The 15725-nt window shown below is 42.0% G+C and carries 17 protein-coding genes and 1 pseudogene; 11 read left to right on the forward strand and 7 right to left on the reverse strand.

Annotation, left to right across the window (positions count from 1 at the left end):
• Positions 1 to 357 (forward strand): annotated as a pseudogene (locus tag LC605_RS14795) (TniB family NTP-binding protein); the annotation flags it as partial.
• Positions 358 to 534: 177 nt separating this feature from the next.
• On the opposite strand, the gene LC605_RS14800 reads toward LC605_RS14795, so the two are convergent.
• From LC605_RS14800 to LC605_RS14815, 4 genes are all read right to left on the reverse strand, one after another.
• The gene (locus LC605_RS14800) at positions 535 to 1899 is read right to left on the reverse strand and encodes an adenylosuccinate lyase family protein (protein ID WP_229548287.1); all 1365 of its coding nucleotides are present in this window, start codon (positions 1897 to 1899) and stop codon (positions 535 to 537) included.
• A 3-nt stretch (positions 1900 to 1902) separates the two neighbouring features.
• Positions 1903 to 2988 carry a 3-phosphoserine/phosphohydroxythreonine transaminase gene (gene serC / locus LC605_RS14805; RefSeq protein WP_229548288.1) on the reverse strand — a complete coding sequence of 362 codons (1086 nt, stop codon included), beginning with the start codon at positions 2986 to 2988 and terminating at the stop codon, positions 1903 to 1905.
• 820 nt (positions 2989 to 3808) lie between these two features.
• Positions 3809 to 4756 carry a D-2-hydroxyacid dehydrogenase gene (locus LC605_RS14810; protein WP_229548289.1) on the reverse strand — a complete coding sequence of 316 codons (948 nt, stop codon included), beginning with the start codon at positions 4754 to 4756 and terminating at the stop codon, positions 3809 to 3811.
• Between the two features lie 153 nt (positions 4757 to 4909).
• Complete coding sequence (locus LC605_RS14815) at positions 4910 to 6442, reverse strand: MFS transporter (protein WP_229548290.1); 1533 nt, start codon at positions 6440 to 6442, stop codon at positions 4910 to 4912.
• A 327-nt stretch (positions 6443 to 6769) separates the two neighbouring features.
• On the opposite strand from LC605_RS14815, the gene LC605_RS14820 reads away from it, so the two are divergent.
• Entirely contained in the window at positions 6770 to 7306 is a 537-nt protein-coding gene (locus tag LC605_RS14820) for a transposase (protein ID WP_229548291.1), read from the forward strand.
• A 5-nt stretch (positions 7307 to 7311) separates the two neighbouring features.
• Complete coding sequence (locus LC605_RS14825) at positions 7312 to 7509, forward strand: hypothetical protein (RefSeq protein ID WP_229548292.1); 198 nt, start codon at positions 7312 to 7314, stop codon at positions 7507 to 7509.
• 279 nt (positions 7510 to 7788) lie between these two features.
• On the opposite strand, the gene LC605_RS14830 is transcribed toward LC605_RS14825, so the two are convergent.
• The 3 genes from LC605_RS14830 to LC605_RS14840 form a co-directional block, all read right to left on the reverse strand.
• Positions 7789 to 8628: a hypothetical protein gene (locus tag LC605_RS14830; protein ID WP_229548293.1), complete on the reverse strand. Its 840-nt coding sequence runs from the start codon at positions 8626 to 8628 to the stop codon at positions 7789 to 7791.
• Between the two features lie 245 nt (positions 8629 to 8873).
• Complete coding sequence (locus LC605_RS14835; RefSeq protein ID WP_229548294.1) at positions 8874 to 9212, reverse strand: hypothetical protein; 339 nt, start codon at positions 9210 to 9212, stop codon at positions 8874 to 8876.
• A 1-nt stretch (position 9213) separates the two neighbouring features.
• A complete protein-coding gene (locus LC605_RS14840) occupies positions 9214 to 9726 on the reverse strand; it encodes a transposase (RefSeq protein ID WP_229548295.1) in 513 nt (170 codons plus the stop codon).
• A gap of 71 nt (positions 9727 to 9797) precedes the next feature.
• Here LC605_RS14840 and LC605_RS14845 point away from each other — a divergent pair, with 71 nt between their 5' ends.
• From LC605_RS14845 to LC605_RS14880, 8 genes are all read left to right on the forward strand, one after another.
• Positions 9798 to 10118: a hypothetical protein gene (locus LC605_RS14845; RefSeq protein ID WP_229548296.1), complete on the forward strand. Its 321-nt coding sequence runs from the start codon at positions 9798 to 9800 to the stop codon at positions 10116 to 10118.
• Positions 10119 to 10188: 70 nt separating this feature from the next.
• Positions 10189 to 10539, forward strand: a complete 351-nt coding sequence (locus tag LC605_RS14850; RefSeq protein WP_229548297.1) for a hypothetical protein — start codon at positions 10189 to 10191, stop codon at positions 10537 to 10539.
• 494 nt (positions 10540 to 11033) lie between these two features.
• Positions 11034 to 11831 (forward strand): hypothetical protein, encoded by a 798-nt coding sequence (locus LC605_RS14855; RefSeq protein ID WP_229548298.1) that lies wholly within the window; start codon positions 11034 to 11036, stop codon positions 11829 to 11831.
• 130 nt (positions 11832 to 11961) lie between these two features.
• A complete protein-coding gene (locus tag LC605_RS14860; protein WP_229548299.1) occupies positions 11962 to 12363 on the forward strand; it encodes a hypothetical protein in 402 nt (133 codons plus the stop codon).
• Between the two features lie 34 nt (positions 12364 to 12397).
• Positions 12398 to 13066, forward strand: coding sequence for a hypothetical protein (locus LC605_RS14865; protein WP_229548300.1), 669 nt, complete (start codon positions 12398 to 12400; stop codon positions 13064 to 13066).
• A 171-nt stretch (positions 13067 to 13237) separates the two neighbouring features.
• Positions 13238 to 13453 carry a hypothetical protein gene (locus tag LC605_RS14870; RefSeq protein WP_229548301.1) on the forward strand — a complete coding sequence of 72 codons (216 nt, stop codon included), beginning with the start codon at positions 13238 to 13240 and terminating at the stop codon, positions 13451 to 13453.
• On the forward strand, positions 13435 to 14982 hold the full coding sequence (locus tag LC605_RS14875) for an FtsK/SpoIIIE domain-containing protein (RefSeq protein WP_229548302.1): 1548 nt from the start codon (positions 13435 to 13437) through the stop codon (positions 14980 to 14982). The genes LC605_RS14870 and LC605_RS14875 overlap by 19 nt, the downstream gene beginning before the upstream one ends.
• Positions 14983 to 14984: 2 nt before the next feature.
• Positions 14985 to 15686 carry a restriction endonuclease gene (locus LC605_RS14880; RefSeq protein ID WP_229548303.1) on the forward strand — a complete coding sequence of 234 codons (702 nt, stop codon included), beginning with the start codon at positions 14985 to 14987 and terminating at the stop codon, positions 15684 to 15686.
• Positions 15687 to 15725: the final 39 nt, after the last annotated feature.

The raw sequence follows: 15725 nt of genomic DNA on the forward strand, positions 1-15725 counted from the left end.
CATCGTAAACCCAAAATATTTTTTATTGATGAAGCTCATCATATGCTGATGATAGCTTCCGGGCGCAAGCTCACAGATTTACCAGAAGCTATTAAGTCTCTTGCCAATAGAACAAGTGTTGTGCATGGGTTAGTTGGCACTTATGAACTGCTCACCTTACACGATGTAGGGGATCAATTGAGCCGACCTAGCGCCTACGTACACTTTCCCCGCTACCGTGCTGACTGCGCCCAGGACAGGGAGATATTTCAAAGCGTGGTGTGGGGTTTTCACGGCAATCTTATGGTTCCACCGACAACAAACTCAGATGTTGAAACACTGAAAAAATATGTCGAATCTCAAAACAAACCAGACTAAAACCTCGATTGCTTTTGATAGCACGACAATTGGGGATTTGTCAGCCATCCCACTTCCGCGTTTCATCTGTGATGAACATAGGTCGGGGATGTCTTCCTCATCCCCCGCCTTATATCCCGACACCAAGCTGAGTACAGCTATGGTGTCGGGATATAAGGCGAAGTAGCTAAACTCCAGTTAAACAAGATATCTCGATAAATAGCTTCTAGATTTGTCAATAATAGCTTGCGTCAACTCCTTAGCTGCGCCGATGCGATTAGTAGGTGCCTGAAGAGCTTCAAGTTGAGAGCGACTAAAGAACTGCTGTACTTGTGGGTGTTCCATAAGATGATTAACAATAGGCTCTCCACTGTCATAAGCTCGCATAGACGCTTCATAAACTAGGGAATGTGCAGACTGTTTTCCCAAAATCTTGCCAAGAACCATCATATATTCTTCAGAAAAGATAAAGTCCTTCTGTGCTTTGAGGTTTTTTGCCATGTTGTCTTGACAAACATCTAGTTCTTGCAATAACTTGCCGCATAGATGTGCTGCGGCGGCAGTGTAACTACAAACTTCAGGGATAAATACCCAGTCTGCTCTTAGTGAGCGCAAATCGCGATCGTCTTCAGCAATCATGGCTTCTAGTGACATTGCCACATTGTATTTTGTCATCCTTGCAAGAAGCACCACTTGGGCAGAAACTTCTGGATTTCGTTTATGAGGCATAGTTGACGAACCCAGTTTTCCTAGTGTGTAGGGTTCAGCCAGTTCGGAGCATTCAGTACGCGATAAGACATAGATTTCGTTACAAATTTTGCCTAACGTTGATGCCGTCATCGATAAGAGCATAACAAATTCGGCAATGCGATCGCGTGCAGTATGCCAACTGGTATTTGCTGGCATGAGATTTAATCGTTTAGCCAGCATTTGCATGGTTTCAATCCCTTTTGGCAGACAACTCATGTTGCCGACACCGCCAAACAGGGAGATGACAAAAATACGCTCCTTGGCTTCATCCATTCGGCTTAGATGGCGGAGCAACTCATCTAACCAGATAGCCAAGCGATAGCCAAAAGTAGTCGTCAGTGCATGTTGCCCCTGAGAACGACCAACCATTAGTGTATCTTGGTGCTGGTTAGCCAGTTCCGTTAGAGTTTGAGCAATGGCTTTGACATCACGCTGTATTAGTTTAAATGCATCTCGCATTTCTAACATCGTCGCTGTGTCCTGGATATCTTGTGTGGTTGCACCATAGTGGACATATTCTCCAAGACTATCGCGGCATACCCGTTGCAGTTCTCTCAGCAATGGCACAAGTGAATGACCTGTCCGCTCTAGGTCTATCTTGACACGACCTAAATCCAGATTCTCAAGTTTAGCCTTTTCAGCAATTTCATCACCCGCATCACTGGGAATCACCTCTAGTGAGGCTTGTACCAGAGCTAGTGCAGCTTCAATATCTAGCCAACGTTGATACCGAGTTACATCTGCAAAAACTAACCGCATTTCGGGGGTAGTAAAACGTTTGCCGCAAAATTCCGAGTCAGTGATGTGAGTCATAAATTAACCATAATTTCTCTCAAACTCTCCCATAAACTTTACTAGAGCTTGGACTCCTTCTATCGGCATGGCATTATATAGGGATGCACGGATACCGCCAACCGAGCGATGACCTTTAAGTGCAATTAGTCCAGTTGCACTGCTTTCGAGCAGAAATTTAGCGGTTAACGATTCATCATGCAGACGAAATGTCACATTCATGGTTGACCTGTGATTCTTTTGGGCAAAGCCTTGATAGAATCCAGTGCCGTCTAGATAATCATAAATATATTTCGCTTTAGCATGATTAAGCTTTTCTATAGCGGCAACGCCTCCCAAGCTTTTGATCCAGCGCAAGATGAGTTTCATCATGTAAATAGTAAAGGTATTGGTTGTGTTATATAAGGAGTTATCCTGAGCATAAACACTGTAGTTGAGCAGTAATGGCGTTTCTGGCAAAGCATAGTCGAGAAGATCGTCGCGAATGAGCACCAATGCCAGAGCCGATGGTCCGAGATTTTTTTGAAATCCAGCATAAGTGACACCAAATCGAGAATAGTCTATCTCTCTTGAGAGAATTTCCGAGGTAGCATCAACCACAATCGGAACTTGATTCCCTGTAGGAAAGCTATTCCAGCGAGTACCATAGACGGTATTGTTACTGGTAATGTGCAAATATGCCGCTTCCTCATCACATTGGATTGATCGCGCATCAGGAATACGATCAAAATTGCTATCTGCACTGCTACTAACCACTTGAGCAATGCCATAGCGCTTCGCTTCTTCCCAGGCTTGTTTAGCAAAATTGCCTGTTTCAACGTAGCAAGACTTTCTCACAGGAGAGCGAGCAATCAAATTGAGAGGGATAGCAGAAAACTGCATCCTTGCCCCGCCATGAACAAACAAGATCTTATAGTTAGAAGGAAGATTAGTCAGTTCAGAAAAAAGCTGCTTGGTTTCTTCTATGACTTCAACGAAAGTATCTGATCGATGACTGATTTCAATAATAGAAGCTCCGATGTTTTGATAGTTGAGGAATGTTTCTTGGACTTCCTTCATCACCGCTTTTGGCAGCATCGCCGGTCCGGCTGAAAAATTGTAGACATCCATAAAAATTGTTTCTCAAATACTATTCTCCCTACGGATTTTGAGCCGATCAATCAACCCATCAATGCCATCACGCTCAAAGCTATTAACGACATGCCATGAAATGTAGCTGAAGGTTATTCAACGATCCCACCTTCAGCATAGAGTCGTGAGTCTTTATAGATTGGCATCCAATCTACGTACTTTTTTGAAATTATCTCTTCCCACCAACTGTTATCGTTGGGTAAAACAATATGGCTGTCTGCATCTATGACAGGGAAATCGAGACGCTTTTTGACGTTATGCATATGCTAATCAAAACATAATTTTAGCCTAGCTATCATTAAATCACATCGAGAGCATCAGTTGGTTTCTATCTCCCGCCACAAAAAAGCGACTAGAATCGCCATTAACAGGGTAAGCGCATCTAATTTTGTAGCTCTCGATACAGACAAAAAGCTTACAACTTTATCTGAATATCGATTTTTCATTCAAAATAGGACGAATTGTCGTAAATGATTGAAAAAACATGAGTCAAATAGCTTTTTGTGTTTTTGGACCACATAAAAGTGCGTTCTGTCAATCCTCCCTGGACTCAGTGCGGTAATTTTGAACTTAATTTGTGTTTTGGGTAAACCCTAAAACTACTGTATCAATAGGGTTTGAGATGCGCTTACCCTGTGGCCATTAACGCCACCAAAAAAGCATTCATGTGAATGCAGCGACTACTAACGCACATGGCGTAAGTCCTATAAGCTGTGCTCGTTGTCGTTTGTATTTACAAAAAACTAATAATATTTATGGTGAGATTATTATTTTCCACCAACAATTAACACTTTTAATGTTAATAGCCAGCGTTTTTATCCACGACATTACGTAAAGGTTTACCGTTACGATAGCGTGTTAAATTATCGATAAATAATGCTACAATACGGTCGTAGAGTTGTGGTGTAAGTGATGAACAGTGAGGGCTTATCAACACATTAGGTAAAGACCAAAAAGGACTTTCCGGGGGTAGAGGTTCAGTAGTAAACGTATCCAATCCAGCACCAGCAATCCATTTTTCACGTAGAGCAGTAAGTAAGGCATTTTCATCAACAATCGCACCGCGAGCTATATTAATTAAGTAAGCACTTTTGCGCATCGACCGCAATGCATTTGCATCAATTGAGCCTTTAGTTTCAGGTGTTAGAGGTGTGGCAATGACTACATAGTCTACCTCTGGAAGAAGTGATCTCCATTTGTCTGCACCCACAATTAGGTCAAAATTGGGTAATGGTTCTGGATGAAGACGACTGCCAAAAACATTCATACTAAAAGCTTTGGCACGAACGGCAATTTCTTGACCAATATTCCCTGTACCAATAAGGAGTAAATTCTTATTATATAACTCCTGTAGCTCTAACCAATTCATCCAGTGGTACTCTGATTGGGACTTTTGCAACTTAGGGACATTTTTAGCATGATAAAGCATGAAGTTCAAGACAAATTCCGCGATAGGAATGGCATGAACTCCCGGCCCATTAGTGAGCAGTATATTGTGTTTTAAGAAAATGGGTGTAAGGATGCGATTTACGCCAGAACTTGGTGTATGCTGCCAACGAATTTTAGGTGCTGCTGCCAATACTTTATGGAGAGTCGTATTTTTTAATTTAAATCCGTTGAAATATACTTCAGCGTCACTAGGATCACCATCAAAATTCCCCTCGCTATCTACACGCACAAATTCAATATCTGGGGGTAACACTGGCTCGACCTTAGCTGCAAGTTCTACAGGTAGAATTATTTTCATATAGGCTAACGTCAAATTTACTGCTGCTTTTGAGCCATAATCCAATCTTTTAAGTGAAAATCAGAATTTGCTAGTTTCTGAGACACTAAAAACTAAGCCTCTATTCCTAGGATAACAAAATTTACTAATTCTTCGGCAAATGGGTAGGAACAATCATGTCTTTGAGCCTTTTCCGCTCCCGTCAGTTAATTCTGAATCGATGTCACTTAATTTGGTACTCGACATATGACAAGATTGCAACGATACAAAAGTAGCAACTATCACTGAAGTGAACAACAAGACAGCAATGGCGCGAAAGCTTGTCTGCATACCAAAAATTAATGCTTCAAGTGGAGCGTTGGTAACATCGATATTGAGTGCAAGTTGAGCGCTTTTCATTGTTACCAAGGAAAAAAACGCACCCACAAGCGGTACACCTAGCATTTGCCCCAATATTCGCGACAAGGACAATAATCCCGAAGCTAAACCTAAGTTATCCTTTGGCGCGGTTCCGATGATAGCGCTATTGTTGGGCGACTGGAACATCCCTACCCCGATCGCATAAGGAAAAATATAAATAATATATTTATATACGGACAATTCACTATTAAAGGTGCTGAGAAATAAACAACCAAAAGCCATTAAAACTAATCCAATTAAGCTGATGACACGCGAGCCAAAACGATCAGAAAGTGTACCAGAAATAGGTCCTGTAAGTACAAGAATAATCGCTGGTACTGCTAATAATAAACCTATTTTTTCTGTGGGATAATGCTTAATTAATTCAAAGAAAAATGGCAGTATAAACATAGCACCCGCTATGACGAAATTTACCAGAAAACGCAGAACTAAACCAAAGCTGAAGTCTAACGAGCGAAAAATCTCCAAGTTGAGCATTGGCTGGTTAAGACGGGTTTCTACCAATAAAAAACAGACTAAGCTGATGGCAGATACAATCAGCAAAGTCAGCCCACCTAAAGAACCAAAACCTTGAGTTTGCAGCAGAGTTATACTTAGTATAAAGCAAGACAATGTTTGGGCTAATAAGAAGCTTCCAACAATGTCAAAGCGGTATTTTGTACCATTAACAACAGAAGGAGGTACAAAATAAGCTACAATCAAACTAGTAACAATCCCAATTGGCACATTCACCAAGAAGATTAAATGCCAGCCCCCCAAATTAATTAGTAACCCTCCAACTGTTGGTCCCAAGCTAAGCCCTAGTCCAAAAACCGCAGATCTTATACCTAGTCCAAATCCGCGTTGCTCTGGTGGAAATACTTCCACAATCATTGCCGTTCCCAGTCCAGCTAAAAAGGCAGCACCTAGTCCCTGGAGAAAGCGAAAGGCGAGCAAAAAACCTATACTTGGTGCTAGTCCACACAATAGGGAGCTAATTGTGAATACTATTAGTCCAATAATATATAATTGCTTTTTGCTGAATATATCTCCAAGTTGAGTCACACTCAGCACAAATATTGCGATCGCCAACAGATAACTTAAAACCACCGATTGAATAGTAGCAAAGCTAGTGTGGAGTGATTCGACCATTCTTGGTAGAGCAAGGTTAACAATGTAGACATCTAAAGCAAAGATAAATACTCCCATGCTAATACCCAGAGTTGCCCACCAATTGACAGACGCGTCTGGTTTTTCTTGTGTTATTTTATTATCCAGATCTTTATTGCTATATGATATTACTTTCATCACGTGTCACTTACGAATTCCGAAAAATCAACTCCGGAAGTGTTCTCCTTCTCTCAAGGTTAAATCCAAAATTTGAATCATATTTCCCCGATATTTTGCACTTATTTCACAAGTACAGCCGATTTTCACAAATATCCTCTACCTGGGATCCAGGGGTAGAATATTCAAGTGTCTTCCCCTCTTGCTGTTATCAATTTTCTCATTATTGTGACATACTCCCACACCAAATCAAAGATTATGGTCCCGGATTTCTCACAAACTCGGAAAAAAGCGGGAACTAAAACTGCTAAAATGTCTGTATGGCAAGTATTTCAGCAGTTATAAACGATGATTCGACCCACAAGGCGTAGGCAAAGCCCGCCGCAGGCATCGCTCCCAAAACAGTTTAGATTTGAACAACCAAAGTCACCACCAGTTGTAGTTAATTTCCAGGGTGGGCAGGTAACATCTGATGCTGGACTAAGCTTAATTGCTGAGATAGACAGAAAACTACAAATAACATCACAGTTTGCACAATGTTTCCAAGATTACCGAAAATCAAATCGAATTGATCATACAGTAGAAAGTTTAATTACACAAAGAATATACGGACTGGTCATGGAGTATGAAGACTTAAATGATCACGAGGAATTACGTCATGCTCCAATGTTTGCTTTAGCATTAGGAAAAAGAATTGGATTAGAGAATGAGCCAGTAATATTGGCAGGTAAGAGTACATTAAATAGGCTGGAACATTGCCCTGAAGATGTAGAACAAGGAGCAGATAGTCGTTACCATAAAATTGGGCATTCTACATCAGAAATTGAAAGTCTATTTGTGGATATATTTCTAGAATTTTTGGATTGGCGCAAAATAGTCGTTTAATTCAGATGGCTACCACAACTCAAAATAGAGCAAAGTTTGAGTTTGAGCAAAAGCTTTCAACAGTAGTTTCATTTTTAGAAACCGTATTTAAGGCAGATGAAAAACTTCCTGAAGTTGCTTCTGACTTGATTAATAACTCGACTTGGTATAAATCTTTAGACTACCAGACTCGTGAATCTTGGAGTCACGACCGCCTACTTTAAATTTTGGCTCAATCGTTGCTGTCACTGGTTTCTTCCTCTAATTTAGAGCTTACCGAAAAATTGGGTTTAATTGAGGGGCTGGTACAGAAACTTCGCTCAATGATGTCAACGTTTTTTGGGTAGACAAAAATCCTCTTGAGAATGCATGGAAATATTCTCAAGAGGATTAAACAATAGTTAAGATAATGATACAAGATTTACAACCTGACGATGATCTTGCACACGACTACACTATTGAATCTGACACGGCGTTTACTGCTGATGAAATTGAGGCGATCGCTATTGGCTCACGTCTGGACGCACCCCATACATCGCCAATTCTCGCGCGATCGCACTTTTTCCTTTCCTCGCAAATACCAGTGGCAAGGTATCCTCGCCGTACCCATCTTCAATAAGCACAGCAATCTCATGATCAATTTTCCGGAGGTTAGCGGTTAGCTCAGTAATTCGGTCAACTTTAGCAGGAGGTAGTTCGGGTTGCTGCTGTTGGATATAAGTATTGAATTCTTGCTGCGCCATAACCTGCTCATCTACTGTGGGACGGCGCAACAGTTCTTTGAGGAACAGTGAAACCGAAACTTTGCCCGATTCCTTGAATTGTCTCTCCAGTTCTACCCCTGTATCCCGGTCTTCTAACCGGATGATTAGTCGAGCATCGCCATCCTCTCCATACTTATTTTGCTCCCACTCCAGCACCTTGAGAGGTTTTTTGGCAACTTTCAGCGATTTGTTTATGTCCGTCATCAGTGCCCGAACATCCTTAACTACCATGCGAGAGGATTGGAGTTGATACCAGATATCCAAGTACTTATCAGAGCAGAGGGACTTGATTGTATTGATATCCAGTAGTTCTAAGTTGTAAGGACTGACTTTGGAATCAGATATCCATTCCCAGATTTTAATGTAGGGATTGGCGGTATGGTTATTCCAACCTAGCATTTGCTTGATTTCGTCCCACTCACTCTTCGGTAATTGCTTTGCCTCCCAAATATTTTTGCACGACTGTAAAAAGCTCCGAGTCGCTTGGGTCGCTTGTTCTAGGATTTGGGTTAAAAAACTTTTGGAAGAATTTGCGATCGCACCTTGTTCAATTGGTCGCTCAAGTGGTAAAGTAGTCATAAGAAATCGGCCGGGATGATTGCTCATCTGGCTACTAATGGTTAAGCAGAACCCAGCAACTTTCCACGGCGGCTGGGTTTTGTGTTGAAATTATTTTACCAGAAATTTCCAAAAATAGCGATCGCAACCTGCGCCTTTTATCTGGAAGGTGGGTTTCGGGTTGACAGATGGAGCCGAGAAACCTGATTCTTTCGTGCAAGAATAGCGAACTTGTACTGAGCGTAGCCGAAGTATCGCTTACTTTTCTAACCAAGCACCTCTGCAATTTCTGCGCCAATATCTTGCACTATGCGATCGCCAACTAGATGTCCAACATTGCGTGCGCTCTCGGCTAAAATCGTAAAGGTATTACCGCTAGAAATAGCTTGAGGGTTAAACGCACCTCCCAAGTAACTTATAGCTTGAGCGTATTTGTCAGTTGGGTGAAAAGCCGCTAACTTTTTAACCTCTACATAGTTTTCATCACGGAACGCTGCAAGAACTTGACGGTGCAAGCTATTGGTTGGTGGCATTTTGTCAATAATGACATTGACCGCCTTTTGAATCTTTTCTTTAGTCAGTTCCGTTGTTTGAGTTGTGGTCATATCATCTCCTTAGCCAATTGTTTGAATTTTCTGCCTCTATTTGGGGTGCATATAAGGCATCCCAATTTCGTTGTAAATGCTCATGAATAATCTTAGAAAGATACTGAGCAATCCTTGAGCCATCAAAGTAGATTGCCGTTCTAAGTAGGATAAAGTTCTGCTTGGTCAAATGTATATAATTGATAACCTGTTTTTGCATTCCTCCTGGCAATACAATATGCCCTAATGGATTTGGTGGAATATCTTCACTCGTTGGGGGATTTTTGTAATCAGGCAACCCTTCAAAGCCCTGAGTAATCACTACATCTATCCACTCATCAATATTTATTTCTCGCTTAGTAAAGTCTAGTCTTGCCAAGCCAGTGTAATAAGCTCGGTTGCGACCTAGCCATCCTCGCACATATTGCATAATCAACGTCTGTCTTGAGTCTCCCGATGCTTCGCCAAAAGTATCAAGTCTTTCGTTGTTCTCTGGAGTGATGTAGTAGTAGGAGAGGTTGAACTGGTAGGACATTAGCTCATAAGCTGCCGACTGTTTTGCTGTAAATCAAGTCTACCTCAAATTAGAACAGGTTTACTTCAGTCGTGCTAAAATATCCACAAAAGTTAAAAGCGATCGCACACCTTCGACGGAACTGCGATCGCTCCCACCCCAGAAGGGGCAGTTCCACCCAAAATAGACTTGGAGGCGATCGCATTATGACACTACTTGAATTTTTGACCAAATGGGAATTATCCCAAAACTACGAAATATTTAATTTGCTAGCTGCATTCTTTGAGCGCGACATCAGAACAATTCAGCGCTGGCAGCAGAAAACCCCCCGGTACGCCAGGTGGATATTTAGCGAAGTCAATACTAAATGGGAAGAATCGGGGAAAACGTACCGAATTTTTTTTGATTTCTAACCGCACTTTTACGACATTTTTGCGACGAATATGACTACCCGCCAAGCTGCGGGTTTTTTAATATGTGTATATGTTCAACACTTCGACATTAAGAGTAGAGAAAATAAGTATCCGAGAATGCCGTATTCTCTTAGATATCCAATCTAGAGATACTATTAACCAGTACCTGAAGACTTTAGACTTATTTGGACACGATCGCATTTCTTGGCAGGAGTTTCGCCGCGTCCTGGAACTCCAAATATTTTTAGGTTTGAAACATGGACGTAACAGCAAAGATGATTTTTTAAAACTCAGTCAATCTCAACTGACATCAATGTTTTCTAACTTCGGAATTGACATCGAAAGTAGACTTTTGTCCTTGAGAAACCAAAAACAAAATATACATAGAGTTGCAGTACACCTAGTACTTAACAAAGATTAAGTTGCTGATAATTCTTGGACTAAACATCTTTTAGATGTAACACCAAGCTTACAATTACCAGATAAGCAAAACCGGAATTTTCTCTTCATTGTCCAACTACATTGGTTCTACATACTTACCCTAGATTTAGCAAGCAACAAAGCAGCAGATAACGCATAGAGAGGACTTTTGCTAAGGTGAATTGAGTAAAAAGCTTGCAATGGGTAGAGTTACAGAAAAGTCAACAAGTAATCAGGAATCTCAAAACCGCATCTTGAGCAAGTTCTAATTCACCAATTTTAATTATCAGTACTGAAGCTCCTGAGATTGAGAAGTATTAGATAACACATAAAAGGTAGAGATGTATAAGGAGGAGAGGCACACCAAATATTATTCTGATGGGACGACTGAGGAGATTGTAAAAATAGAGAGTTACGGGACAGGGTTAGGCGAGTTTTGTGGTGCGATCGCTTGCATCACACTTTTAGGAATAGCAGCGAGTTTGGTATTAAACAATGATCATCGAGGAATGGATAGCTCAATACCCCATTCTCTTGAGAATGTGCGAAGCTATTCGCGGTAAAACGATTAAGCGAGAAACCTGGATTACTTGGGAGAAGCTAGCGGGGGCGTGTTACCAACAGGGGAAGAAACGGAGCTTACGCTCTTATACCCAAGAGCAGACAGAATTATTGCTTTGCTTGGCTTATATGCGTAAGCTGTTTCCAACAAGAGAAATAACCTATAGGAGTTTGCGAGATTATTGGGGAGCGAATAAATACAAGGTAGAAGAAGCGTTAGAGGCAGCTTGCAATCCTCCTGTCGTGGAGAAACCACCAGAAGTCAAACTTATTCCTTTGCCCCAAGTGAAAAAATGTTGCGATGAGGTGATGGGGCGCAAGCTGACGAAACAAGGTTGGCTCAATTGGAAGCAGCATTTAGTAATTCCCAAGAATTCAAAATTGGTGGATGAGGGCATTGCATCGCTATTGGTTTTCATGTCCTGCTGGCGACATGACAACCCCACAGCAAAATTCCCTAGCGTAAATCGGTTGATTGTGATGATGGGCAAGAGCGCCAGGACTGCAATGAGTTTAGAAACTGCCTCTAGCTCTAAAATGCTGCATCAATGGGAGATGCAGGGATGCTTTGGTGAAGACTTGCCCAAGTATCTTGCGGCATCCGGTTGCAAGCTTTCAATATCAACTTTGTACAAGAGGGGTGAATTTAGCCTGAAGAGGCATTACTCAGTTTCAGAATTAGCAGACTGGAGACGAACAGCAAATACTGCAAGACATAGACGATCTGCATGAACCAAAAACGGAGGAATCAACATAAATGGCAACGCGTAACGGAACTTTAACCTAATTGCGTAATTCCCCTCCCTGCCTTCGGCTGAGGAAGGGGAATTACGCAATTAGGTTAAAAAAGTGGAGAAAATTCTTGAAAACCGCTCATCTTCATAGAGCCTGCTGGAGCTACGAGAAAAACTTAGGGATTGCCAAAATTCATCATACTGGACTGGGGATTTTTGCAATTTGGTTCGATGGTGGCATTCCTCAAGAGAACGTTAATTTCTTGGAGAAAGACGCTTTCTCTTACTACTGGAAGAGATACAAAAAAATCGGCATAACACTGGAGTTCGGCTTTCAGGTTGACCGTGATGTTGAACTAACCAGAGTGTATGAGACAGACAATTTGTTTAAGTTCCCTGAAATCAACCTTGAGGTCAAATTAGAGAATAACGCTCGGTACTTCCGTCCTCTAGAGAGTGAATGGCAACAATTTGAAGATGATGTGTTTGTTGAATATCAACCCTGCAAATCATTGATAGATGTAAGGTGATTTGCATCGAGCGCAGTCTAAATGGAGTCGAAACATGGTAAAACCAACTTCTCAAAAACCACAAGATTCTAAAGGGGGATTAGACCTCTCAGACTTGAATGGAACTGTTAGCAGTGCGATCATCTTCCCTGATTCTCATTTTGGCTTGGAGTCAGCAGTTTGGAAAAATGTCCAGCGCATAGCTGATATGCTTCCGGTGGATGTCACGGTATTTGGAGATTTAGACGAAACAGAAGTCGCCACTTTCATTGATAAAGCCAAGGGTGCGGAAATCCAAGCTAAGAATTGGGGGGAATATTCAACGGCTGTTAGTCGCTACCTGAAAGCTTTTCAGAAGGTTCGGGAAAAGCAGTCTGAAGTTAGCGAAAACGTAGCAGAAGCGAGAAACGTCCACGCTGAACTTGAAAAATCGCTTGGCACAAACTTAGCCAATCTGGAATCAAAGTATCGGCAAATTGTTGGTGGTTCAAGGAGTGCGATCGCGGGAGTGCAAGATGATTTAACAATCAGCCTTAACCGTATCGCCTCCCAGTACGTCCAATCGAAAGCCAAGAAACAAGAAAAATTAACCAGCGAATCAATCAAAAAAGAACCAACTCCCTTTGAAGAACAAACTACTTCGTTGGTTGATAAATTTCGTCAACTCAGAGATGCGCGGTATTCTGGTGCATCTGCTGGGATTACTCAAAGGATTAAGGCTTAAGTAGGTTGGCGCAATTAAAGCTAACTGGCTAAGGCTGTCATTGGTCATTGGTCATTGGTCATTGGTAAGGGTTTTAAGCTTATTTACGTTTCGTAACATACTTGACTTTTTTGCACCAATGTAGTTAGTCATATCCTTCATTCCGTGAAATCCTTAAATCAGTGATCAGAAATGTCCCAAATCTGTAAAGTTTTGCAATGGATGTGTGCGTTCATATTGTGTAGTGCGATCGCCCAATTAATCACTCTCCTTCCTTGGTCGCAAGTAATCATCGGCATCAGTGCAGTAGTCATCTACAGCTACGGACAACAACAAAACTTAATCGTATTGCAAGTAGCATCAGTTGGTTTAGTATTTGGATGGTTTAAATGTTTCTTCGGTGGTTGATGGTAGGGGGACAAGGTGCGATCGCATTAATATTGACACTCTCGGCGTCGAAGCAAAATCCTTGGCTATTTGTTCCCCGGAATATAACTGCGATCGCACTTACAGCGGCTATGGCAACTGGATTGCAGGGGATGAAGAAAGATTACGAGGATATTGAGCGCCAAGAAGATATTTTGCGCGTATTAAAGGATACGCAAGCAGAGGAGCAATTACAATATTTAGAGTCTGCTGCCCAAAGGAAACGGGACAATGAGCAAGCAGACTTGAATATGGAACGACAGCTAAAGACATTGGGACAGACAGCACCAATTTTTAGTGAGGTGCTGGGGCTAACTGGGCAAAGTGGCCCAATAGTGAGAATGGCCCTAGCAATGCTGCAAAGCGGCTCTAGTATTGGGGATGCTTTAGCTGCGACAGCTGAAGCTGAGATGCAGATGGAGCGCATTTTGGCGACACAGGCTGTTTCTTTGCAACAGAGGCAAGTTGAAGTCGTCCAGTACCAACAACCGCAACCAATTCAAACGGTTCAGGTTATCGAGACTGAGCCTAAAAAGGATATAGCAAACGATATTCAAAAAGCAGCTGCGATCGCTGGCATTGAAACCCAGTGCATTAAAGTAGATGTAGCACCCAGTTATCAGCGCTTGATTTTCAAAGTCCAAACTAAGGATTTTGCAAACCTAACTAAGTGGAAGGCGGCTGCTAAATTAGCCTTGGGGGAGAAAAACGACCTTCCCCTATACGTCCACGGGCCAGAACTCGTGGCGGTAGAGATTTCTCTCAAACCAGAGGAACGCAAATTCTGTGATTTCCCTAAAAGGGAATGGGTCAAAGGCGATCGCACAATTGTCCTTGGGGAATCCCTTGATGGTGAAATAACGATTAATTTAGCCAATGAAGACACGCCACAGATTTTAGTAGTGGGTACAACCGGTTCGGGAAAATCTAACTTTCTCCGTGCCGCCGCCTACTGCCTCTTGATGCAAGGGAACCGAGTTGATATTTGTGGTGGTAAAGTTAGTGATTACGAAGACTTTCCTAGGCGATTCCCCGATATCACTATGAATGATATGGGAAAAACTTTTGAGTACGTGGGTGAATACTTCCAAGAGTGCGATCGGCGTAACGGTATGAGTAAGGCAGAATTAACAGCCCAGCCAGCATGGATGCTGCTAATTGATGAATACAAAGGAACAGTACCCTTGGATGAAAAGCTCAAAAAAACTTACGATCAGCAACTTTGTGAGGTTGTGAGGAGAGGTAGAGGGCTAAAAATTCACGTTCTCATTGGGTTACAGCACGGTTCTAAGAGGAACAAGGAAGATCCTCAAGGTCTGCCTCCAGATTTAAGAGCTTGTTTACCACTGCGGATTGCCTTTAAATGTATAGAGGCAGTTGATGGGCGAATGGTGTTACACCGTCGCGGTGAACTTGTTACGACTCTTCAAGGTCGGGGCGATGGAATTGTGCAAGGCGGAATCTTAGACACAAGATTCCAAGCTTATAGATTTGAAACTATTCCCATCTAAATATGCTGCCATCTAAATTTTGCCAACTCGCCAACTTCCCCGATCGCTGGCAGGAAAAACACCTCCAATATTATTTAGGCGATCGCTTAAAGCAACTTGGCTACAGCGTCCAACTAGAAGTTGGCGCTAACGGCGGGAGGGCGGATATTGTCACCAATTGGCAAGGTGGTGCCATTGTTGAGGTGAAAAAATATCTTGGACGCAATGAAATTTATCAAGCCGTTGGGCAATTAAACCTCTATGGACTAAATAATAAGCACAAACTAGTTGTCATGGGATTTTTAACCCCTGACGCTAGGGAGCAACCATCGGCATTAAAAACTGCCTCAATGATTGAGCAGGATTCACGAATTAAAGTAGTGTTTGTAAATCTTGATGAAGTTTGGCAACCGGGATACTCTGCAACTCCCTCTTGGTTTACATTTAAATTACCCTCTCTACCTACTCTGGGGCTACTCAATTGGCATCTGTTGTGGAATCTAGGGAAAGCTCATCCTATGTTATGGGTGTTTGCGATCGCACTATTTTTAGGCGCAGCGCCAAGTCTGCAAAACCAGCTACAAGTCAATCAACAGAACATAATTAAAGAAGCATCGAAGTGGAAAATCAACAAGCAGCCAATCAAACAGAAGAAACGGACTACGAAAAAGATTTTGAAGACTTCTGGAAAGATTATGATGACTGGTTTTATCCTGATAAGTTGATAGAAGTTTTTGCATAATCTACGGCTCAAATTCTCCCCA

Source organism: Nostoc sp. CHAB 5836, assembly GCF_020829445.1.
GTDB lineage: Bacteria > Cyanobacteriota > Cyanobacteriia > Cyanobacteriales > Nostocaceae > Nostoc.